Source organism: Bacillus sp. LJBS06, from assembly GCF_016924995.1.
Classification (GTDB): Bacteria; Bacillota; Bacilli; order Bacillales; family Bacillaceae; genus Bacillus; species Bacillus stercoris.
Map to the genome: position 1 here is coordinate 922,947 of NZ_CP070483.1, position 21,340 is coordinate 944,286.

General features: G+C 45.4%; 17 protein-coding genes. 14 read left to right on the forward strand and 3 right to left on the reverse strand.

The genetic code is table 11. The features are described from left to right. Nucleotides 1-266: 266 nt before the first annotated feature. The 13 genes from glvA (at nt 267) to lnrN (ending at nt 17,286) form a co-directional block, all read left to right on the forward strand. Nucleotides 267-1,616, forward strand: a complete 1,350-nt coding sequence (glvA, locus tag JQX68_RS04535) for a maltose-6'-phosphate glucosidase (protein WP_147773060.1) — start codon at nt 267-269, stop codon at nt 1,614-1,616. 64 nt (nt 1,617-1,680) lie between these two features. Continuing rightward, the gene (gene glvR / locus JQX68_RS04540) at nt 1,681-2,445 is read left to right on the forward strand and encodes a MurR/RpiR family transcriptional regulator GlvR (RefSeq protein ID WP_014476181.1); all 765 of its coding nucleotides are present in this window, start codon (nt 1,681-1,683) and stop codon (nt 2,443-2,445) included. Between the two features lie 14 nt (nt 2,446-2,459). Continuing rightward, a complete protein-coding gene (gene malP, locus JQX68_RS04545; protein WP_147773061.1) occupies nt 2,460-4,043 on the forward strand; it encodes a PTS maltose transporter subunit IIBC in 1,584 nt (527 codons plus the stop codon). 119 nt (nt 4,044-4,162) lie between these two features. Continuing rightward, nucleotides 4,163-6,496: a peptidase G2 autoproteolytic cleavage domain-containing protein gene (locus JQX68_RS04550; RefSeq protein WP_147773062.1), complete on the forward strand. Its 2,334-nt coding sequence runs from the start codon at nt 4,163-4,165 to the stop codon at nt 6,494-6,496. Nucleotides 6,497-6,890: 394 nt separating this feature from the next. Next, nucleotides 6,891-8,612, forward strand: coding sequence for an ABC transporter ATP-binding protein (locus tag JQX68_RS04555; protein ID WP_147773063.1), 1,722 nt, complete (start codon nt 6,891-6,893; stop codon nt 8,610-8,612). Then, nucleotides 8,606-10,420: an ABC transporter ATP-binding protein gene (locus tag JQX68_RS04560; protein WP_014663238.1), complete on the forward strand. Its 1,815-nt coding sequence runs from the start codon at nt 8,606-8,608 to the stop codon at nt 10,418-10,420. The genes JQX68_RS04555 and JQX68_RS04560 overlap by 7 nt, the downstream gene beginning before the upstream one ends. 153 nt (nt 10,421-10,573) lie before the next feature. Next, nucleotides 10,574-10,978 (forward strand): DoxX family oxidoreductase CatD, encoded by a 405-nt coding sequence (gene catD, locus JQX68_RS04565; RefSeq protein ID WP_014663239.1) that lies wholly within the window; start codon nt 10,574-10,576, stop codon nt 10,976-10,978. 17 nt (nt 10,979-10,995) lie between these two features. Continuing rightward, on the forward strand, nt 10,996-11,853 hold the full coding sequence (gene catE, locus JQX68_RS04570) for a catechol 2,3-dioxygenase (protein WP_147773064.1): 858 nt from the start codon (nt 10,996-10,998) through the stop codon (nt 11,851-11,853). A gap of 117 nt (nt 11,854-11,970) precedes the next feature. Beyond that, complete coding sequence (gene lnrJ / locus JQX68_RS04575; RefSeq protein WP_147773065.1) at nt 11,971-13,173, forward strand: two-component system sensor histidine kinase LnrJ; 1,203 nt, start codon at nt 11,971-11,973, stop codon at nt 13,171-13,173. Then, nucleotides 13,170-13,832, forward strand: a complete 663-nt coding sequence (lnrK, locus tag JQX68_RS04580; RefSeq protein ID WP_134975801.1) for a two-component system response regulator LnrK — start codon at nt 13,170-13,172, stop codon at nt 13,830-13,832. The genes lnrJ and lnrK overlap by 4 nt, the downstream gene beginning before the upstream one ends. A gap of 143 nt (nt 13,833-13,975) precedes the next feature. Further along, nucleotides 13,976-14,911, forward strand: coding sequence for a linearmycin resistance ATP-binding protein LnrL (gene lnrL, locus JQX68_RS04585; protein WP_147773066.1), 936 nt, complete (start codon nt 13,976-13,978; stop codon nt 14,909-14,911). Nucleotides 14,912-14,923: 12 nt separating this feature from the next. Further along, entirely contained in the window at nt 14,924-16,114 is a 1,191-nt protein-coding gene (gene lnrM, locus JQX68_RS04590) for a linearmycin resistance permease LnrM (protein WP_136655052.1), read from the forward strand. A gap of 14 nt (nt 16,115-16,128) precedes the next feature. Beyond that, nucleotides 16,129-17,286 carry a linearmycin resistance permease LnrN gene (gene lnrN / locus JQX68_RS04595; RefSeq protein ID WP_095432299.1) on the forward strand — a complete coding sequence of 386 codons (1,158 nt, stop codon included), beginning with the start codon at nt 16,129-16,131 and terminating at the stop codon, nt 17,284-17,286. A gap of 75 nt (nt 17,287-17,361) precedes the next feature. Here the strand turns inward: lnrN and padR are convergent, their stop codons facing one another. Further along, nucleotides 17,362-17,910, reverse strand: a complete 549-nt coding sequence (padR, locus tag JQX68_RS04600; RefSeq protein ID WP_014663246.1) for a transcriptional regulator PadR — start codon at nt 17,908-17,910, stop codon at nt 17,362-17,364. Nucleotides 17,911-18,371: 461 nt separating this feature from the next. Between padR and JQX68_RS04605 the strand changes: the two genes are divergently transcribed. Further along, nucleotides 18,372-19,460 (forward strand): acyltransferase family protein, encoded by a 1,089-nt coding sequence (locus tag JQX68_RS04605; RefSeq protein WP_147773067.1) that lies wholly within the window; start codon nt 18,372-18,374, stop codon nt 19,458-19,460. Nucleotides 19,461-19,494: 34 nt separating this feature from the next. On the opposite strand, the gene JQX68_RS04610 is transcribed toward JQX68_RS04605, so the two are convergent. Together JQX68_RS04610 and JQX68_RS04615 are read right to left on the reverse strand one after the other, a co-directional pair. Then, a complete protein-coding gene (locus JQX68_RS04610; RefSeq protein ID WP_069839951.1) occupies nt 19,495-20,112 on the reverse strand; it encodes a TetR/AcrR family transcriptional regulator in 618 nt (205 codons plus the stop codon). Beyond that, nucleotides 20,078-21,331: an MFS transporter gene (locus tag JQX68_RS04615; RefSeq protein ID WP_147773068.1), complete on the reverse strand. Its 1,254-nt coding sequence runs from the start codon at nt 21,329-21,331 to the stop codon at nt 20,078-20,080. Before JQX68_RS04615 ends, JQX68_RS04610 begins: the two co-directional genes overlap by 35 nt. Nucleotides 21,332-21,340: the final 9 nt, after the last annotated feature.

The following is a 21,340-nucleotide window of genomic DNA, read 5'->3' on the forward strand; positions in this document are numbered from 1 at the left end:
GGCATGTATCCGAATCGTACAAAAGAACCTTTTCATAAGAATTGGAAGGGCGTATATTCACTTAAAATTCACAGTTGGTGAGACTTTAAGATTACAAAAAAGGTAAAAAAAACAAATCCCTCAGACATAAGGCAAATGAGAAATTTCCCGCTCTATGGGAAAAAACACTAAAATTGATCAAATGACCTAAGTGCGCCAAACGTGTTACGGGCCGGGCTCTCCCATGGTATAAATGAAATTGTAAACGTTATCAAGGAGGTCGTCATATGAAGAAAAAATCATTCTCAATTGTAATAGCGGGCGGAGGAAGCACTTTCACTCCAGGGATCGTACTCATGCTCTTGGACCATTTGGAGGAGTTTCCGATCAGAAAGCTGAAGCTGTATGATAATGATAAAGAGAGACAGGATCGCATTGCAGGCGCCTGTGACGTTTTTATCAGAGAAAAAGCGCCGGATATTGAATTTGCAGCGACGACTGACCCGGAAGAAGCTTTTACAGATGTCGATTTTGTTATGGCGCACATCAGAGTAGGGAAATACGCGATGCGTGCGCTTGATGAGCAAATTCCGTTAAAGTACGGAGTTGTCGGCCAGGAGACGTGCGGGCCGGGCGGGATCGCATACGGTATGCGTTCGATCGGCGGTGTGCTTGAAATATTAGATTACATGGAAAAATACTCGCCTGAAGCGTGGATGCTCAATTATTCCAACCCGGCGGCGATTGTAGCTGAAGCTACGAGACGCCTTAGACCGAATTCTAAAATTCTCAATATCTGTGATATGCCTGTTGGAATCGAAGACCGGATGGCGCAAATTCTTGGCTTATCCTCAAGAAAAGAAATGAAGGTCCGCTATTACGGATTAAATCACTTCGGCTGGTGGACATCAATTCAGGATCAAGAGGGCAACGATTTAATGCCGAAGCTGAAGGAGCATGTATCTCAATACGGCTATATTCCGAAAACAGAGGCTGAAGCGGTGGAGGCAAGCTGGAATGACACGTTCGCCAAAGCGCGTGACGTGCAGGCCGCAGATCCTGACACACTGCCAAATACGTATTTGCAATATTATTTGTTCCCAGATGATATGGTGAAAAAATCAAATCCGAATCATACGCGGGCGAATGAAGTCATGGAAGGGCGCGAAGCTTTTATTTTCAGCCAATGTGACATGATCACACGTGAACAGTCCTCGGAAAACAGCGAAATTAAAATCGATGACCACGCATCGTATATCGTTGATCTTGCCCGGGCGATTGCCTACAACACAGGTGAAAGAATGCTGTTGATTGTTGAAAATAACGGTGCAATTGCGAACTTTGACCCGACTGCGATGGTTGAGGTACCATGCATCGTCGGCTCAAATGGGCCTGAACCGATTACCGTCGGCACCATTCCGCAATTCCAGAAAGGGCTCATGGAGCAGCAGGTATCCGTTGAGAAGCTGACTGTTGAAGCGTGGGCGGAGAAATCGTTCCAAAAGCTGTGGCAGGCGCTGATCCTGTCAAAAACAGTGCCGAACGCGCGTGTGGCAAGACTCATTCTTGAGGATTTAGTGGAGGCCAACAAAGACTTCTGGCCTGAGCTTGATCAAAGCCCAACCCGCATATCATAAATGAAATTCCCCCATTTTCGAATCTGTAATTGTATATAATAGAAAGAAAATGGGGGGATCTGATATGCAGCTCGAAGAACTGATCAATCAGCACTACAGCAAATTGAATGACAACGATTTTCATATTTTAAAATATATATTGAATCATAAGCACACGTGCTATCACCTTGGAATCGACGCCCTGGCCAAAGCTTGCAGTGTATCGCGTTCCTCAATTTTGCGACTTGCCCAAAAGCTCGGTTTCAGCGGCTACAGTGAATTTCGCGTCTTTTTAAAGTGGGAAGATCAGCCGGAAGAAGGCGAGAGTATGAGTTTTGAAAAGCTGCTTGATGATATTGAAGCAAATTTGAAGTTCTTACGGACAAAGGACATGACGGACATGTGCCAGCTGATTGATGAAGCGGACCGCATTTTCGTCTACGGTTCTGGAAATGCGCAAAAGATATGCGCCCGCGACCTGCAAAGAATGTTTATTCCGCGCCATCGCTATCTTATTTTGATTGAAGACACGAATGAATTTAATCTGATGCGCGGGGATTTTAAAGTGAACGATCTGTTTATCATCATTTCTCTTTCCGGAGAAACACCGGAGCTGATTCCTCAGGCAAGAATGCTTTCTGCAAAGGGCATTCCCTTTATTTCCATTACGAATTTAAAAAACAATGTCCTCGCCCAGCTGACTCCGCATAATCTTTATGCGACAAGCAAACCTGTGACATTAAGCGATAAGACGGAAATTGTCGCTTTTGCACCGTTTTTTCTCGTAGGCGAAGCTTTGTTCCGCGCATATGTTGATTACAAAGAGGCAGAAAAAAATGACAATGAGTAGCAGGGGGTTTTGGTATGATGCAAAAAATTCAGCGCTTTGGAAGCGCGATGTTTGTGCCTGTTTTATTATTCGCGTTCGCCGGCATTATCGTCGGTATCAGCACGCTCTTTAAAAATAAAACCCTCATGGGATCGCTCGCCGATCCTGACGGTTTTTGGTATCAGTGCTGGTATATCATTGAGCAGGGCGGCTGGACTGTCTTTAACCAAATGCCGCTCTTATTCGCCATCGGCATCCCGGTTGCTTTGGCGAAGAAAGCTCAGGCACGCGCTTGTTTGGAAGCGCTTACTGTTTACCTGACCTTCAATTATTTTGTCAGCTCGATATTGACGGTATGGGGAGGAGCATTTGGCGTCGACATGAATCAAGAGGTCGGCGGAACGAGTGGATTAACGATGATTGCGGGCATAAAAACGCTCGATACCAACATTATCGGAGCCATCTTTATTTCTTCGATTGTCGTCTTTTTGCATAACCGCTATTTTGATAAAAAACTGCCCGATTTTCTCGGCATCTTTCAGGGTTCAACGTATATCGTGATGATTTCCTTCTTTATTATGATCCCGATTGCTCTGGCAGTGTCTTATATATGGCCGATGGTTCAATCTGGAATTGGCTCGCTTCAAAGCTTCCTGGTTGCTTCCGGGGCGGTGGGCGTTTGGATATACACGTTTCTGGAACGGATTTTAATTCCGACCGGCCTTCATCATTTTATTTACACGCCGTTTATTTATGGCCCGGCTGTAGCGGAAGGCGGGATCGTCACGTATTGGGCACAGCATCTCGGCGAATATTCGCAAAGCGCCAAACCGCTGAAGGAGCTCTTCCCGCAAGGCGGATTCGCGCTTCACGGGAACTCGAAAATCTTCGGTATTCCGGGTATCGCTCTTGCTTTTTATGTGACAGCCAAAAAGGAAAAGAAAAAACTCGTCGCAGGGCTGCTGATTCCTGTCACACTGACAGCGATTGTCGCGGGAATTACAGAGCCGATTGAGTTTACTTTCTTATTCATTTCACCATTCTTATTTGCGGTTCACGCCGTGCTTGCCGCCACAATGTCGACAGTTATGTATATGGCCGGCGTCGTCGGAAACATGGGAGGCGGACTGATCGAAGCGGTGACCTTGAATTGGATTCCGCTCTTTGGCAGCCACGGTATGACATATGTATATCAAATTTTGATCGGACTCTCGTTTACAGCTATTTATTTTTTCGTCTTCAGATTTTTAATCCTCAAATTCAATATCGCTACACCAGGACGGGAAAAGGATGAACAGCAGGAAACAAAGCTGTATTCGAAAAAGGAGTACAGAGAACGAAAAAACAAGGATGAAACGGCCTCCGCTGCAGAAACGGCGGATGACACTGCTTTTCTGTATATTGAAGCGCTGGGCGGAAAAGACAACGTCACTGAAGTCACAAACTGCGCCACCCGCCTTAGAGTCAGTGTCAAGGACGAAACAAAGGTTGAACCCGACAGCGTATTCCGGGCGCTTGGCGCACATGGCATCGTCAGAAACGGGAAGGCGTTTCAGGTGATTATCGGATTAAGCGTGCCGCAGATGCGGGAGCGTGTGGAAAAAATACTAAATAGGTGAAATTATTTGATCAGTGCGCTGTTTAAAGACAGCGCTTTTTTGTTTGTCATACGTTTGCCACTTATAAGTGCAAGGGATGTTATGTTTCTTAAAAACTGAAACCAATAGGGGGAGTAAAAATGGAAAATCATACAACGTTTTTAGGTCTTTACAAACCTGAAAGCACTGAAAGTATTGAAATTGATTCCAAGCTTGCCGAGAATTTCGAAACGATTGATAGTAAAATTGGGATTGCTTTAAGTGATGGAATAACAACTTTTGAAAACTTAAATGAAAGACTCAAAATGTATGAGAACAGATTTGAGTACCTTGATGAACGAAACGTAATGGATTATGGAGCTAAAGGAGACGGAGTCACAGATGATACGCAAGCATTTCATGATGCGATGGCCGAAGGCGGTTATCTCATAAAAGTCCCTGCAGGCGTATTTAGGGTATCTGGCTTGCTCGTTCCTTCGAATACAATGCTGGTTGGAGCGGGTAAAAAAAGGACCATCATCAAGTTATTAGACGATACGCCAGTTGGTCACTCTGTACTCACCAATAGTGATCATACAAATGGTAATGAAAATATCTACATTGGACATTTGACACTGGACTGGAATAAAGATACGCGTCCTGCTGGATGGAAGATCCCTAAGGGGCCCACTTCAAGCTGCTTGCTTTTTGCAAATGTGGATTACTCTTTTGTAGAGCATGTTTTTGCAAAAAATGCCGGCCTTCACGGGTTTGATGCTACAAGCCCGAATTATAACAGACACGGAGAACATGATGATCCTACCTTTTATCAGCCTGGTGGCTGCAACTTTGTAACCTTCTCATATTGCGAAGCAACAGGCTCTGGCGATGATAATTTCACATGTCACTTTGGAAAGCATACGACTTTCAGTCATTGTCTTTCTTACCATCCGATGGGGTTAAATGATGGGTCTTCAAATACAAACTGTTTTGAAATCGATGATGGCTCTCAGGATGTAATGGTTGATAGCTGCATCGCAATTGGAGGAGTTCGAGGATTTGAAATTAAAGCTCATGATTATGCTCCGGCTGCAAAAAGAGTTCAACTTGTGAACTGCCGTGCCTATGAAAATGCAATTAGTTTTTGCATTCGGCATATAGGACACCACACAGCAAGTGATCCTCAATCAGCATCAGCTCATGACGTTCAGCTGGCTAACTGTATCGCATATAATCCTAAGCCGAGTGATCTGTACAAAGGGGCAGGGCCGAATGCATTGCAAATTTCAGGTTACGATGGCGTCAATGTGGTGAATTTTCATGCTATATGCGATGATTCCTCCATTAACTATAAGGGAAATTCAGTCGTAAGCGTGTATTATAAAGGGCGTCTAATCAATTTAAAGAATATAACGATTAGAGGATTTAAAACTGCTGATAATGATCTTTATATTGTAGGTGGCGACAATTCTGTCGGCAAGGTAATGATTGATGGTGTGACATTGATCGATTCAGCCGAAAAGGGTGTTGTTTTTGGGAGCGGTATGTACGAGTCTGTAGTTAGTAATGTATGGGGGCAAAGATCGCCTAAAAATAACAGTGGTACAGTTGGGATTTTTTCTGTTGACCCTGATCTTAATGTTTCTAATTGTGACTTTTCAGGCTACGAAACAGATTTTAAGATTGGAGGCGTCGTGACGCCGTACTTTTTGTTTAAACATAAAGGAAGCGGGGTTATTGGCTCTCGTGATTCCCATGCTACTGGAAATAATAATTTTGTAGCTGGATCTGTTCGAAGCAGAGCAACTGGAGCAGCCCAATCTTCTGTGATAGCCTCATATAATACAATCAATCCGAACTCAGACTCAGTTGCTCTAGGATGGGCAAGCGGGAGCACACCATCCTCATCAAACAGAAAGATTGAATTTCATGCAAAAGATGGAACAATTAAGGCTTCAGGAAGCATAAAAAGTTCCCAAACGTTCTCGGATTACGCTGAATATTTTGAGAGTCTAAGCGGTGAAAAAATTCCGACAGGAACCCTAGTTACTTTGGAGGGAGATAAAATTAGACCCGCAAAAAAAGGTGACTTCATGCTTGGAGTTATTTCTGAAACAGCTGGTGTAATACTTGGTGAGTCAAGCTTCCATTGGTCTGGAAGATACCTGAAAAATGATTTTGGCGGATATATTTATGAAAAACAGAAAGATGCCAATGGCCAAATCGTCATGGCGCCTATGGAAAATCCTGATTATAAGCCAGATAAGAACTATGCCTCTAGGGAAGAGAGAGATGAATGGAATGTTGTGGGCCTTGTAGGCCAGGTTTATGTCAGATGCGACAGCACAGTAAAAGCTGGAGACTTTATTCAAGCGCATAATGACGGAATGGCAACAAAGGCTGAATCTCCTAAACAAGGGTGGCAGGTCATGAGAGTCATTAAAGAGTTCGACAAGAGTAAGGGATATGGAGTGGCTTTAGTATTTATTCGGTAAATTAAAATGTACAGATTCTAAATAGAGTGCTTAATCATGCACTCTATTTAGTGTCTTAGTTAGGTTTTAGAAATTTTTCACTACATTTTTATCAGATTAATTCCTCGCAAAAAGATCTTCGTTTTAATATTTATACTTTTCATTATTCCTATGGTTTCAGCAACTTCCCTAATCTATCTAAGTTCATCCATCACCTCAACTTTACTAGAGATAAACTTATCTCGATATGTGTTTAATGAACTTAGATCAGTCAGTAAATAGCTCTCGAATAAAAGATAAGGTGATTTTGTTCATGTTTTTATAACACATCATTACAGTAAAATTCTTTCATCAAGTTCTATAAACAATTAAAATAAAAAGTACATATTGCTAAAAGGGGTTTGGAGGCTTTTACATGCAAAAGGCTTTGTCGTTTTTAAAACCATATTCATTGCTGGCGGGAATTGCGCTGATTCTTATGCTGACGGAGCTTGTAGTTGAACTGATGCAGCCTTTATTGATTGCGAAAATCATCGACGATGGGATCTTGAAGCAAGATCTGCGGCATGTTTGGACATGGGGCGCGGTCATGATCGGACTGACCGTGTTATCCTTTGCGGCGGGGATGCTGAATTCCTTTTATGCCGCCCATGTCAGCCAAAGCTTTTCCTATGATACGAGAAAAGGGCTTTTTCAAAAAATCCAGTCCTTCTCCTATTCTACATTTGGACAGTTTTCATCCTCTTCTTATATTACAAGGCTGACAAACGATGTCACACAGGTTCAAAATATGATTTTTATGAGTTTGCGGTTTATGCTGCGGGCTCCTTTAATGATTGCAGGCGGCATTGTGCTGTCGCTTGCCGTTAATGTGAAGCTCGGCTTTTTTCTGCTTGTGGCGATTCCGATCCTGATCTTGTTTTTGCTATGGGTATTAAAGAAAGGCGGGGCGCTGTTCCGTTCAGTGCAGAAACGGCTGGATCAAGTGAACACCATCATGCAGGAAAACTTAACCGCAATCAAGCTGATCAAAGCGCTGCTTCGCGGCAGCCACGAGGTCAAAAAATTTATCAAAGCCAACACAAGGCTGATGGAAAAAACGGTTTCTGCCTTTCAGCTTGTGGAATTCACGATGCCTGTATTGATGCTTTTGATGAATCTCTGCATCCTGTTGATTTTGTGGGCGGGGGCCTACAGTATCACGAGCGGAAGCACTCAGGTCGGCGATGTTGTTGCGATTATTAACTATGCCACACGAATTACGGGCGCGCTTTCGATGTTTCCGTTTTTGATTATGATTTTCACCCGGGCGAAGGCTTCAGGAGATAGAATCGGCGAGGTGCTTGAAACAGAAGGCGACGAGCGGGAGGAGGGCATCATATCTGATCGTTTGGCGGGACGGATTGAGTTTCAGCATGTATCCTTCCGCTATCCTGAAATGGACAGGGAAGCGCTCAGAAATGTCTCATTTTCAACAAAGCCAAGAGAAACGATCGCGATTCTCGGTGCGACGGGCTCGGGCAAATCCACGCTTTTTCAGCTCATCCCACGGCTTTATCAGCCGGATGCAGGCCGCATTTACATAGATGAAAAGCCGGTTCAAGATTTTCCGGCTGAAGGGCTGCGCAGGCAAATTGGATATGTACCGCAGGAGGTTCTCTTGTTTTCAGGCACAATCAAAGAAAATATCGCGTGGGGCAAAGAAAATGCTTCACTAGATGAAATAATGGATGCGGCCAAACACGCGCAAATTCATGAAACGATTTTGAAGCTCCCAAATGGATATGACACAGTTTTGGGGCAAAGGGGCGTCAATCTGTCCGGCGGCCAGAAACAGCGGATTTCCATTGCGCGGGCGCTGATCCGAAAGCCGGCCATCCTTCTTTTGGATGACAGCACAAGCGCGCTTGACCTGCAAACGGAAGCGAAGCTGCTTGAGGCAATCAGCACATACGAGTGCACAACTTTGATCATTACGCAAAAAATGACCACAGCAATGAAAGCTGATCAGATTTTGCTGCTTGAGGACGGCGAACTGATTGAAAAAGGCACTCACAGTGAGCTGCTTTCTGAATCTCAGTTATACAAGCGCATTTACGAGTCACAATTCGGAAGGGAGGGGAGCGAGTCATGCTAAAAGACATCCGCAAGCCTTTCCAATATCCCAAACTGCCAATTGACAAAAAAGAAAGCGCGAAAAAGCGGGCGAAAGCAAAGGATACAAAGGGTACACTGAGAAGAATCTGGTCTTACTTGGCTGAACGAAAAGGACTTCTCGTACTTGTCATGCTGATGGTTGTCATCAGCGCGATATTCGGGCTCCTTGGCCCCTTTGTGATCGGAAAGGCCATTGACCATTTTATCGTTGGGAAAACGGTCAATGGCTTGATTCCTGTTTTGCTTCTTCTGCTCGCTATCTATATCATTCAGTCCCTGTCGCTCTGGTTTCAAAACTACTGGATGATTACGATCTCGCAGGGCACGGTTTTCAGAATGAGAAGCGAATTGTTCACCCATCTGCATGAGCTGCCGATTCCGTTTTTTGATAAACAGCGGCACGGCGAGCTGATGAGCCGGGTGACGAATGACATCGAAAATGTCAGTTCTACCTTAAATACGTCAGTCATTCAAATTTTGTCAAGCGTGATCACCTTTGTCGGGACCGTTGCGGTGATGCTGTACATGAGCCCGCTCCTTACATTGATTACGCTGACCATTATTCCGGTGATGGCAGCGAGCCTGAAATGGATCACCAACCGAACGGGAAAGCTGTTTAAAGAACAGCAGAAAAATCTTGGTGATCTGAATGGGTATATTGAGGAATCTGTTTCCGGCGCAAAGGTCATCAAAGCCTATTCGCGTGAGAAGCAGATTACTGCTGAATTTCTCGAAAAAAACGCTGCTCTCAAAACGTCGGGCTTTTGGGCGCAGACGATTTCAGGGTTTATCCCGAAAGTCATGAACTCTTTGAATAACTTAAGCTTTACAATGATTGCGGCAATTGGCGGTCTGTTCGCGCTGAAAGGCTGGATCTCGATCGGCTCAATCGTCGTCTTTGCCGAGTATTCAAGACAATTTACACGTCCTTTAAACGATCTGGCCAACCAGTTTAATACAATGCTGTCCGCAATTGCCGGCGCTGAACGGGTATTTGACGTGCTTGATGAAAAAGAAGAGCGCGAGGATGAAAAGAACGCCGTGCATCAGCCTATCCAAACAGGAAGCATTGAATTTCGGGATGTGTCCTTCGGTTACGATAAAGGGCGACATACACTGAAGCATTTACAGTTTACCGTGCCTGCCGGGCAGTCCATTGCGTTTGTCGGGCCGACGGGAGCGGGAAAGACGACCGTCACCAACCTACTCGCCCGTTTTTACGAGCCTGACGAAGGAAAAATTTTAATCGACGGTACAGATATTAAAACCCTTACTAGAGCAAGCCTGAGAAAAAACATGGGATTTGTTCTTCAGGATTCGTTTTTGTTTCAAGGAACGATCAGAGAAAATATTCGCTACGGCAGGCTTGATGCTTCTGATCAGGAAGTAGAAGCAGCTGCAAAAACAGCAAATGCCCATAGTTTTATTGAAAGGCTGCCAAAAGGGTACGACACCGTGCTGACGCAAAACGGCTCGGGCATCAGTCAAGGACAGAAACAGTTAATTTCTATAGCGCGGGCGGTGCTTGCCGATCCGGTTCTTCTCATTTTGGATGAAGCAACAAGCAACATTGATACCGTAACGGAAGTCAACATTCAAGAAGCGCTTGCCCGTTTAATGGAAGGAAGAACAAGCGTCATCATTGCCCACAGGCTGAATACCATTCAAAGAGCGGATCAGATTGTGGTGCTGAAAGACGGCGAAATGATTGAAAAGGGCAGCCATGATGATCTGATCCGGCAAAAAGGATTTTACAGCAACTTATATGAAAGCCAATTTGAGAAATAGACCTTTGTCCTGCACAGAGGTCTTTTTTGTTACAGTTTTATAGTACTTTTATGTCATTTTCGTAAAATGTAACAAAATTACTTGACGTAAACAAGTTATGTATATATACTAGCTTACATTAAGTAAGTGATAACATTTATCAAGGAGGAACAAATGAATAAATCATTTGAAATTGGCACATTACTTTTAAGAGTTATTACAGGTATTATCTTTTTTGTCCACGGTTTGTCTAAGTTTCAGGGAATGGAGGGCACCATCCAATTTTTCGGCAGCATAGGCCTTCCAAGCTTTATGGCGTATGTCATCGCAGCGATTGAACTCATTGGCGGAGTGCTTGTCTTCTTCGGATTGGCTACACGTATTGTCGGTGTACTGTTCGCACTTACACTGATCGGCGCCATCATCACAGTTAAGCTGAAAGCGCCATTCATGGGCAATGCAGAATTTGATTACCTTCTGCTTTTGACATCCATCCACCTTGCGCTAACTGGAAGCCGATTCCTGGCACTGGACCCATTAGTGTTTAAAGGAAAAAAGAACACAAACGTATCAGCATAAGAAAAGAGGCATACAGCATGACCAGCATTCATGAGGATACACACATTGGCTATGCCAAACTCACAATCCGCAGTTTGGAGCGTTCCCTTCAGTTCTACTGTAACGTCATCGGTTTTCAAGTTTTAAAAAAGACGGATCATCGAGCTGAATTAACGGCTGACGGGAAGCGCGTTCTGCTTATTCTTGAAGAAAATCCAAGCGCCGTCGTCTTGCCTGAACGGTCTGTGACGGGTCTTTATCACTTTGCGATTCTTCTTCCGGACAGGAAGGAACTTGGGATCGCGCTCGCCCGCCTGATTGAACACGGCATTGCCATCGGACATGGGGACCATGCTGTCAGCGAAGCGCTCTACCTGTCTGATCCTGATGGCAACGGCATTGAAATGTACGCTGACCGCCCCCGCAGCACGTGGCAGCGTGACCGGGAAGGGAACTACGTCATGACGACAACCGCTGTTGACATTGAAGGCCTATTGGAAGAGGCAGGAGATGAACGGAAAACAGCGCTTCCCAACGATACAATCATCGGACACATTCATCTGCATGTCAGTGATTTGAATGAAGCAAAAGCGTTTTATACAGATGTGCTGGGCTTTGACATTGTCGGAAACTATGCGGGCATGTCCGCTCTCTTCGTTTCAGGCGGAGGCTACCACCATCATATCGGCTTAAACATTTGGGCGGGAAGAAACGCGCCGCCCAAACCGACAAATGCCAGCGGACTAGACTATTACACGGTTGTCCTGCCTCATCAAGAGGAGCTGGATCAAGTGGCTGACCGAGTCAAACGCGCCGGATATTCGATCGAAGAAATGGAAAACAGCTTCCGCGTGAAAGATCCTGTTTCCGGGGCCCATATTTTATTTGTGATTTGACTGCAATCCCCTTGCCGAAAAAACGGCAGGGGGATTTTTTATTTTCCAGAAACTCCTGTCAAAAATGCCCTGAGGCAGGTATGATAAGAAGGGAATTGGGTATCGGGAGTGATGAGCGTGAAGGCTCTTTTTTTTACGAGAATGTTCACCTTAATGGTGAGTTGTTTAATGTATTTGTCCATTGTCAAAGAGGATAACTGGTTTGGATATGTATTTATCGCAGCAGGTGCTGTCTTGTATGCAGCCAATCATGTTTTGCTGACAAAAGAGACAAATGCCATCTGGTTCTGCCTGATTGATATTGCAATCGGCTTTTCGTTCGGATTTATCTTTCCCGGCACAGGTTTGTTCATTATTATGCTTTGTCCGGTTGCGGTCGCCTTTTTTCTGCGGGGGTTTCCTAAAAGAACAGCTTGGTCTGTCTTATGTCTTTGCTCTATTTTGTTTTTGATCGTCCTCATCCGTACATATGCGATGTTCGGCAATGAATTTGTCATTGATCATTTGACCAGCATGACATTCGTTGTCTTTTGCGGTGTCGTCGGCAAATTAATCCGCAAGCTGTTGGATGCGCAGGAAACGGCAAAACAGCAGTACCGGGAACTGACAGAATCCCACTTGGCGCTGTCTGCTGCCCACGAGGAGCTGCATTTATATGCGAAGCAGGTTGAGGAGCTGACCGCCATTCATGAGCGGAATAGAATGGCAAGGGAAATCCATGATACAGTCGGACACAAAATGACGGCGCTCCTCGTTCAGCTGCAGCTTTTGCGTGAATGGCAAAAAAGAGACAGCCAAAAAGCGGATGAGACAGTCGGTGTCTGTGACACGCTTGCCCGTGAAGCGCTTGATGATGTCCGCTTATCAGTACGCACCCTGCAAACGGAAAACGATCCTTCGCTAATCGAATCGCTGAAACAGCTGACAGAAGACTTTTACAAAAATGCAGGAGTCACAACTGAATTTGCGGTCAGCGGCGATCCTGCAATTATCCCGCTGTCTCTTCATCCGACCCTGATCAGAACGGTGCAGGAAGCACTGACCAATGCCAAACGGCACGGCGGCGCCACAGCTTGTTCGATACAGCTTGCCTGCACAACGGACAGCGTAAGCCTTGTCATTAAGGATGACGGCAAAGGAAATCCAGAAACGGCACTTGGCTTTGGCCTCTTGAATATGAAAAAGCGGGCAGCGGAGCATGGCGGAACGATCCGCTTTGAGAGTGAACGGGATCAAGGGTTTACTGTAATCGCCGAATTTTCACTGGCTAATAAAAAATGGAGCTTCGGGCCCGCGCAGCAAAAGGAGAATTTATCATGATTAAGATCATCATTACCGACGATCAGGATATCGTCAGAGAAGGGCTGGCATCCCTGCTTCAGCTCCGAGAAGAGCTCGATGTGATCGCAACGGCGCGAAACGGACAGGAAGCCTTCGAAAAGGCGAAAGAGCTGGAGCCGGATATCGTGTTAATGGACATCCGCATGCCAATCTCCAATGGTGTCGAAGGAACAAAATTGATTACAAGCTCTTTGCCTGGCGTAAAGGTTTTGATGCTGACAACCTTCAAGGACTCAGAGCTGATTGCTGAAGCGCTTGAAGAAGGAGCGAGCGGATACCTGCTGAAGGACATGTCGGCAGATACGATTGTAAAAGCGGTCATGACTGTTCATTCTGGCGGAATGGTGCTTCCTCCGGAACTGACCGCCCAAATGCTGAATGAATGGAAGCGTGAAAAACAGCTGAAAGGAATAAGCGACATAGAAAAACCTAAGGAGCTGCTCGACTTGACCGAGCGCGAAATCGAGGTTCTGGCTGAGCTGGGGTACGGGCTGAATAACAAAGAAATTGCTGAAAAGCTGTACATTACAGAAGGCACAGTCAAAAATCATGTTTCAAATATCATCAGCAAGCTGGCTGTCAGGGACAGAACCCAAGCCGCCATTTACTCGGTCAGATATGGTGTATCTGTCTTTTGACATATGACGTTTTGCATATGTATTTCTCTAAAAAGGCCTTTTACAGGCCTTTTTTTCATGCCTTACATTCTATCCGGCGCTACATGCCGCACGCCTTTCTTTTTTCTACAATGGCAATGGGAGTAAAAAAGGAGTGAAACAACGTGCTGCAAGCAGAAAACATCAAAAAGGCATATGGAAAAAAAACAATTGTGAAAGGCATTTCATTTTCCCTACAAAAGGGGGAGTCATTCGGACTGCTCGGGCCAAACGGTGCGGGAAAATCCACAACCATCTCGATGATTTCCGGCCTTGTGCCGCATGACAGCGGAAACATCACAGTCGGCGGCTGTGTCATCGGAAAAGAAACAGCCAAAGCGAAACAAAAAATCGGTGTTGTCCCGCAGGAAATTGCTTTATATCCGACGCTCACGTCTCATGAGAATCTTATGTTTTGGGGGAAAATGTACGGACTTACGCACGGTGAGGCTAAAAAAAGATCGGCAGAGGTCCTCGAATACGTCGGCCTGACTGAGCGTGCCAAAGATAAAATTGAAACATTCTCCGGAGGGATGAAGCGAAGAATCAACATCGGTGCGGCTTTAATGCATAAGCCCGAGCTGCTGATTATGGATGAACCGACTGTCGGTATTGACCCTCAGTCAAGAAATCATATTTTAGAAACGGTGAAACAGCTCAACGAATCGGGCATGACGGTGATCTATACGAGTCATTACATGGAAGAGGTTGAGTTTTTATGCGATCGGATCGGAATTATTGATCAGGGCGAAATGATTGCGATCGGTACAAAAACTGATTTGTGCAGCCGTCTTGGAGGCGATACCATCATTCAGCTCACAGTCAGCGGGATCGATGAAGCGTTTCTTTTTGCAATCCGTTCTTTGGCCCATGTGAATGATGTGACAGTACATGATTCAGAGCTCAAAATTGACATTGCTGCGGCCCATCATGAGAAAGTCGTCACAAGCCTGCTTGCTGAAGCCGCTGCCCATCATATAAACCTGCTGTCTCTTCAGGTGCAGGAACCAAATCTGGAGCGCCTGTTTCTGAATTTGACCGGCCGCACGTTGCGGGATTAAGGGGGAACGGCTATGAAAAAAAGCATATGGATCGCATGGAAAGATGTCAAAATCAGAATCACGGACAGAAAAGGGTTTATGATGCTTATCCTAATGCCGCTGATCCTAACCTGTATTTTAGGAGCGGCGCTCGGGTCAGTTGTTGACGGAGGCAGCGGGATTGATGAGATCAAAGTCGGCTACGTTCAACCAGATCAGTCAGATGCAGCGAACATGTTTACGAAAGATGTGCTCAAAAAAATGAAGTCGATAAAGGCCACACAAGCAACCAGCGAAGACAAGATGAAGAAACTGCTTGATGAAAAGAAAATCGATGTAGGTATTGTCATTCCGAAACATTGGGAATCCGGCAAAACATCAGCTGTTGTTTATGCCGCTCCTGATCAAACATTAAAAAGTTCCATCATCGAAACAGCTGCCAGCTCTTTTATAGACCAATATAAAGCGGTAAAAGAAGCCGCGTCAGCTTCAATGGATTACGTCAGCAAAACGGCAGCTGTACAGCAAGGAAAACTTGACACTGCACAGTTTGCAGAAAAGCTGACAAAGACACTTGAAAGAGAAACGGGCGACAAACTTACTATTAAGGAAAAATCTGTTGGCAGCAAGGCAGTTACCAGTTTTCAATACTATTCGGCTGCAATGCTTTGCATGTTTATGCTGTTTCATATGACAGTCGGGGCGAAATCATTTTTACAGGAAAAGGATACGGAGACGCTTGCCAGAATGCTGATGACGCCCGCGCAAAAATCTGTCATTCTCTTCGGAAAGTGGCTTGGGACATATCTGTTTGCCATCATACAATTTTTCATATTTCTGATCGTCACAATCAATGTTTTTGGTGTGGACTGGGGCGGCAATCTGCTGTTTGTGAGTGTTCTCGGGCTTTCTTACGCCGCTGCTGTATCCGGCATTTCAATGCTGCTTGCGTCCTTCCTCAGCGATATGAAATCTGCGGATGCGATCGGCGGCTTCGGTATTCAATTGCTTGCAGTTCTCGGCGGGTCCATGCTACCGCTGTACCAATTTCCGGACGTCTTGCAGACTGTATCCAAAGCTGTGCCAAATCGCTGGGCGCTTGACGGCTTTCTTTCTTTAATGGAAGGGGGAGGCTGGGCTGACCTTCAAAAGCCTGTGCTTCTTTTTGCGGGGATTGGGCTTTGCTCACTTGTAATTGGTATCAGACGGCTTCATACAAGATAAGGAGGTACACCAGGGTGAAAAAAATCATAGCCATTTGCGGCATTGAGCTTTCTCTCATTTTTAAGAAGCCGCAGAACTATTTAATCATGTTTGCTGCCCCGCTTTTGCTTACCTTTGTATTTGGGAGCATGCTCAGCGGAAATGATGATAAAGTGCGGCTTGCAATCGTTGATCAGGACGACACGATTCTCTCACAGCATTATACTCGGCAGCTGAAGGCGCACGATAATATGTATACATTCGAAAGCATGTCTGAAAACAAAGCGTCAGAAAAGCTGAAACAAAAGAAAATTGTCGGGATCATCGTCATTTCCCGCTCGTTTCAGACACAGCTGGAAAAAGGCAAACATCCTGAGCTGATTTTCCGTCACGGCCCCGAGCTGTCGGAAGCGCCGATGGTCAAACAATATGCAGAAAGCACATTGGCAACGCTCAATATTCAGGTTACCGCAGCGAAAACGGCAGCTCAGACAGCGGGAGAGAGCTGGAAGGCGGCGTATAAAACAGTTTTCGCCAAAAAACATGAAGATTCAGCTCCGGCTGTAAAACGACAGACGCTCAGCGATAAAAAAGAGGGTGCGGAAGCGAGTGATACAGCCTCCAGAGCAGCAGGCTTTTCCATCCTATTTGTCATGCTGACCATGATGGGAGCGGCTGGAACCATTTTAGAAGCAAGAAAAAACGGCGTCTGGTCCAGATTGCTTACAGCCTCTGTCAGCCGAGTAGAAATCGGTGCTGGGTATGTGCTGTCCTTCTTTGTCATTGGCTGGATTCAATTTGGCATTTTGCTTCTCGCAACCCATTGGCTGTTTGGCATCAACTGGGGGAATCCGGCTGCGGTTATGGTGTTGGTGTCGCTTTTTCTGCTGACCGTTGTCGGCATTGGATTGATGATTGCAGCCAATGTCAGAACGCCAGAACAGCAGCTTGCGTTTGGCAACTTGTTCGTCATTGCAACGTGTATGGTGAGCGGAATGTATTGGCCGATCGACATTGAACCGAAATTTATGCAATCCATCGCTGAATTTCTTCCCCAAAAGTGGGCAATGAGCGGGCTGACTGAGATTATTGCTAACGGTGCCCGCGTCACAGATATTCTCGGGATCTGCGGCATTTTGCTTGCATTTGCGGCGATCACTTTCGCAGCGGGGCTGAAAGCGCTCCGAGCTTAAAAAAATCATCTGTCCCTTGGACAGATGATTTTTTCATGTGGGTAAACCCATGCATTACGTAAAGGACGCTCCCGGTTAATCCTTATCGATCATAGCTAAAATCGATTCCAGCCAAGAAACGTAATTTTTTTCTCTCTCAAGCGCTTTCGTCAGCACAAGATAGTGGCCGAAGTCCGGTGAAGAAAATGACATCGGCTCTGCTGAAGCCATAAGCTTTTCATAGCTTCCCTGTAAGTCAGAAAGCTTGGCTTGGCGTTTTTGCAGCTGGTCTTTGAACAAATCAGAAGCCTCCTGCCGTGATAGAGAAGAAATAAAGTATGCCTTCAGCATAAATTCATCCTTCACCGTCTCCGGTATCGGCTGATGGCGGATCAGCCAGTCATGCAGCTCCTGCTTTCCGCTGTCTGTCAGGGTGTACATCTTTTTCTCCAGCTTTGTGCCCTGAATCGTTGTCCGGAACGTGATAAATCCTTCATCCGTCAGCTTTTTGAGCTCGGGATAAATCTGGCTATGCTTGGCGCTCCAAAATTGGCCAAGCTCCTCTTTAAAATAACTCGTAATGTCGTATCCACTCAATTCGCCTTTTCGCAAAAGCCCTAATATGGCGTATTTTAATACTCTCATGCTATCCTCCGTGTCTATGGCTGTTTCGAAAAACAGATGAGCCGGTGCTCGACTGTGATTCTAACTGCCTATTCCCCTTATTATAGAAAAGGGTGGAAGGGAACACAACCGGGCCACTTGGGAAATGAAAATAAAAGGTATGTCAGACGTATCCGATTCATCTCCATTGATGTGATAAAAGAGATTTGCATTTAATTTTTAGAAAAATATAAACGATATTGTTTTTTTTATGTATAATGGGGAATCCTCTAATAATATGAGCCGCAATATCTATATCTCCATAAAACAACCTGCTGTCTCCGTTACAGCGGGTTTTTTCGTCTGAGAAAGCCATAGGGTCTTATGACCTTAGTCTATCATGCATACGTCACTATATGACATCAGGCACTTTTTCAAATAGAACAGACATGTTAAGGTACAACCATCGATTTCTGTCAATTTGAAATAAAAGGAGCGCTGTCATGCAAATTAAAGAAATTTTTATGATCCGCTGCATTTCGTGCTTAAGTGTCGTCCTGCTCCATATCATTTCAATGGTCCTGATGCTTCAGGCAGAAGCTCTTGCAGATGTTTCTCACACTGTTGATTCTTTCCGTACTCTCCTGATGTTCAGCACGCCCGCTTTTATTTTCATCTCTGAATTTTTACTGGCGCGTTCTTATCCTGACGGGGTGCCAGAAGGTTTTTTAAAGAAGCGGGGAAAAGTGATTTTTGTTCCTTTTTTATTTATCGCGGCCATTGATGCCCTGCTGATGACCAGTGCGATGGGGGGAGAGATAACCTTTCTCGCGTTTGTGCAAAAGTATCTGGCGAATGTATTCCTAGGAAACTTTATCGGGTACTTCATTCTCGTCATCTTTCAGTTTTACATTCTGCATATGATGTTTCATGAGTATTTGAAAAAAGCATCTCTGAAATGGGTGCTGTCTATCTCATTTGTGGTGACAGCCGCTTATTTAAGCTATTTCTCCGCAGTCAGCCCGGCTCCTGCTTCTGAAGAGGGCGGGTCATTTCCGTTCTTCTGGGTTCCGTTCGCAGGCTGGCTTTTCTACTTTTGTCTAGCCTACTATTGCGGAAAAGAGTACAAGCGTTTCTTAGCGCTGCTGAACCAATACCGCTGGGTCGTATACGGTTGCGCAATTGCTTCTGGTGCGCTGGTTGTCACTGTTTCTTATGTCGGCGAAATCGGCATGATCAGCTCGAAGCGGCCTGATATCATGCTGTATTCGACAAGCATGATTTTCCTGTGCTTTCACTTGTTTTCTAAAATGAAGCATGTGCCGAAAATCATGATGTTTATCAGCAACTATTCCTTTTCGATTTATCTGCTCCATGCCTATTTTATGATGATAGGCTACGTGTTGCTTTTGAATATGCCCGAAATTCCCGCCGTACCGGCTGTTCTCCTGTTGTTTGCCGTGTGTACAGCCGGGCCGATTCTGACCTCGTGGGCGCTGAATAAGTTCAAATACGGTTATTTATTTGTGGGGAAGGTTTATCAGCCAAAACAGAAGAAGGTAATAGTCGAAGTGCGTGATCACGCAGGGTAAAAAACAAGCGGCAGGGGGCTCCTGCCGCGTTTTTTTATTTCTCATCCGCTTGCAGAACTGTTTTTAAATATAGTTTTGCAGACTGAGCAAGTCCAGATACATCAGCCTTTTCTTCATCGAAATACAGGGCGTTTTGAATGATGCCGTCATTCATATTGAGGAAAAACTTGGCGATAGTCGCAAGAGGCTGAACCGGCTGAAACTCTCCCTGATCGATCCCTTTTTGCAATAGCTTTGAAAACCTTTCCACAAAAAGATCATACCGCTTCTCCAAGTACTGCCGTCGCTCTTCATTCCGCCAAGCTGTCACTAAATATTCAAATTGCACCGGCGCCAGCGTATCTGCTACATCACGCAGACCCTCAGTCAGTTCGTCCAAATAGATTGAAATGGCGGCCCAAACACTTTGGTGTTCAGCTGATTTATCAAGCTTTCGGAGTCCTTCATCCAGCCCTGTTTCAATAATGCGGCGAAACATCTCCTCAGTGCTTGAAAAATAAAGATAGACACCGCCTCGGCTGAAACCTGATTCTTCCACAACGTCCTTCATTGTCGTTAATTCGAATCCTTTTCGTTTAAAAACCGTTTTGGCAGCCTCTAAAATCTCTGCCTGCCGTTTATCCTTGTGCTCCTTTGTTACTTTCGGTGACAAGATATCGCCTGCTTTCTGAAACTTTCTTACCTATAAGTGTAATCAACCCACTCATGATCAGCAAGCAGCCACAGACAAGAAAAGCAAGTGAAACACCGATCCATTCCGCCAGCACGCCCCCGCCCGCCATGCCGAGGATGGAGGCGAGGGTTGTCGCGCTTTGAATGGCGCCGAACACCCTGCCGCTGTAATCGACAGGCACTGTTGTTTGCACGAGAATTTGAAATGGAATATGGACGAGGCCGAAAGCCGCCCCCATGATGAAAAAAGCAAATATAAAAAGAGCCATGCCGGCAATGCCCATGCCGGTTAGAAATGGCACACTTCCAGTCGCTAGTCCAAGAAGAAGGGTCCCAGTTGAGAAATAAAGCAAATAAGAAGTGATCTGCCGTCTGCCGGCAATGACCGCCGTAAAAAGCATTCCGGCACCGCTTACGGCCATGCACCAGCCTGCAAGCTCGGGCGGAGCTCCTGAAAAGGAGCGGATAAGAATAATCGCTTGGGAATCACCAATCTGCAAAACAAAGAGAACGACACAAGCTGTGAGTAAGCCTGTTAAAAGCAGCGGCATCCGTTTCAAAAACTGAAGGCCTTCCTTGATAGAAGTAAGTGCTGATGTTTTTTCTTGAGGTGTATTGGCTTTTTGTAAAAAAGCATCTCTGGGGAGGAAAAACAAAATGACAGCGGAAAGAAAGAAGGCGCCGGCGTTTATATAAAAAACAGAATGTATCGAGAAAGCAGCGATCAGCGTGCCGCCGAGGGCAGGGCCGAAGATTTTTGAACTGTTATCAATGATGCTGCTGACGGAAACAGCCTGCTGGAGGTGTGCTTCCGGCGCCAATTCCTTAAGCTTTCCGTTTTTAGCAGGTGAAAAAAGTGAAGAAAAACAGCTCTGAACGCATAGCAATACGTAAAGCTGCCAAAGCTCACTGACATAAACGCAGCTGATAACGGTGAGGGCACGGCCGATTTCAGACAGAAACATAATCGTTTTTCTGTCAAAACGGTCGGCGAGTAGGCCCGATACAGGTCCAAGTACAATGACAGGCAAAGCAAATGACATCGTTAAAAACGACATATCTAATGGTGAAGCATCCATCTGAAAAGCGGCTAACGTTAGCACGGCCAAAATGTGAAGCCAGTCTCCAAGTGAAGAAATGGTTTGTGAGGCTAACAGTGTCATCAGCCCTTTTTGAGTGCGAAACAACGGTTTTTCCATGATTCATCC

What these genes read in the sequence shown, in the direction of transcription:
- glvA (WP_147773060.1), top strand. Translation starts at nt 267, where the DNA reads ATGAAGAAAAAATCATTCTCAATTGTAATAGCGGGCGGAGGAAGCACT.
- glvR (WP_014476181.1), top strand. Translation starts at nt 1,681, where the DNA reads ATGCAGCTCGAAGAACTGATCAATCAGCACTACAGCAAATTGAATGAC.
- malP (WP_147773061.1), top strand. Translation starts at nt 2,460, where the DNA reads ATGATGCAAAAAATTCAGCGCTTTGGAAGCGCGATGTTTGTGCCTGTT.
- JQX68_RS04550 (WP_147773062.1), top strand. Translation starts at nt 4,163, where the DNA reads ATGGAAAATCATACAACGTTTTTAGGTCTTTACAAACCTGAAAGCACT.
- JQX68_RS04555 (WP_147773063.1), top strand. Translation starts at nt 6,891, where the DNA reads ATGCAAAAGGCTTTGTCGTTTTTAAAACCATATTCATTGCTGGCGGGA.
- JQX68_RS04560 (WP_014663238.1), top strand. Translation starts at nt 8,606, where the DNA reads ATGCTAAAAGACATCCGCAAGCCTTTCCAATATCCCAAACTGCCAATT.
- catD (WP_014663239.1), top strand. Translation starts at nt 10,574, where the DNA reads ATGAATAAATCATTTGAAATTGGCACATTACTTTTAAGAGTTATTACA.
- catE (WP_147773064.1), top strand. Translation starts at nt 10,996, where the DNA reads ATGACCAGCATTCATGAGGATACACACATTGGCTATGCCAAACTCACA.
- lnrK (WP_134975801.1), top strand. Translation starts at nt 13,170, where the DNA reads ATGATTAAGATCATCATTACCGACGATCAGGATATCGTCAGAGAAGGG.
- lnrM (WP_136655052.1), top strand. Translation starts at nt 14,924, where the DNA reads ATGAAAAAAAGCATATGGATCGCATGGAAAGATGTCAAAATCAGAATC.
- padR (WP_014663246.1), bottom strand. Translation starts at nt 17,910, where the DNA reads ATGAGAGTATTAAAATACGCCATATTAGGGCTTTTGCGAAAAGGCGAA.
- JQX68_RS04605 (WP_147773067.1), top strand. Translation starts at nt 18,372, where the DNA reads ATGCAAATTAAAGAAATTTTTATGATCCGCTGCATTTCGTGCTTAAGT.
- JQX68_RS04615 (WP_147773068.1), bottom strand. Translation starts at nt 21,331, where the DNA reads ATGGAAAAACCGTTGTTTCGCACTCAAAAAGGGCTGATGACACTGTTA.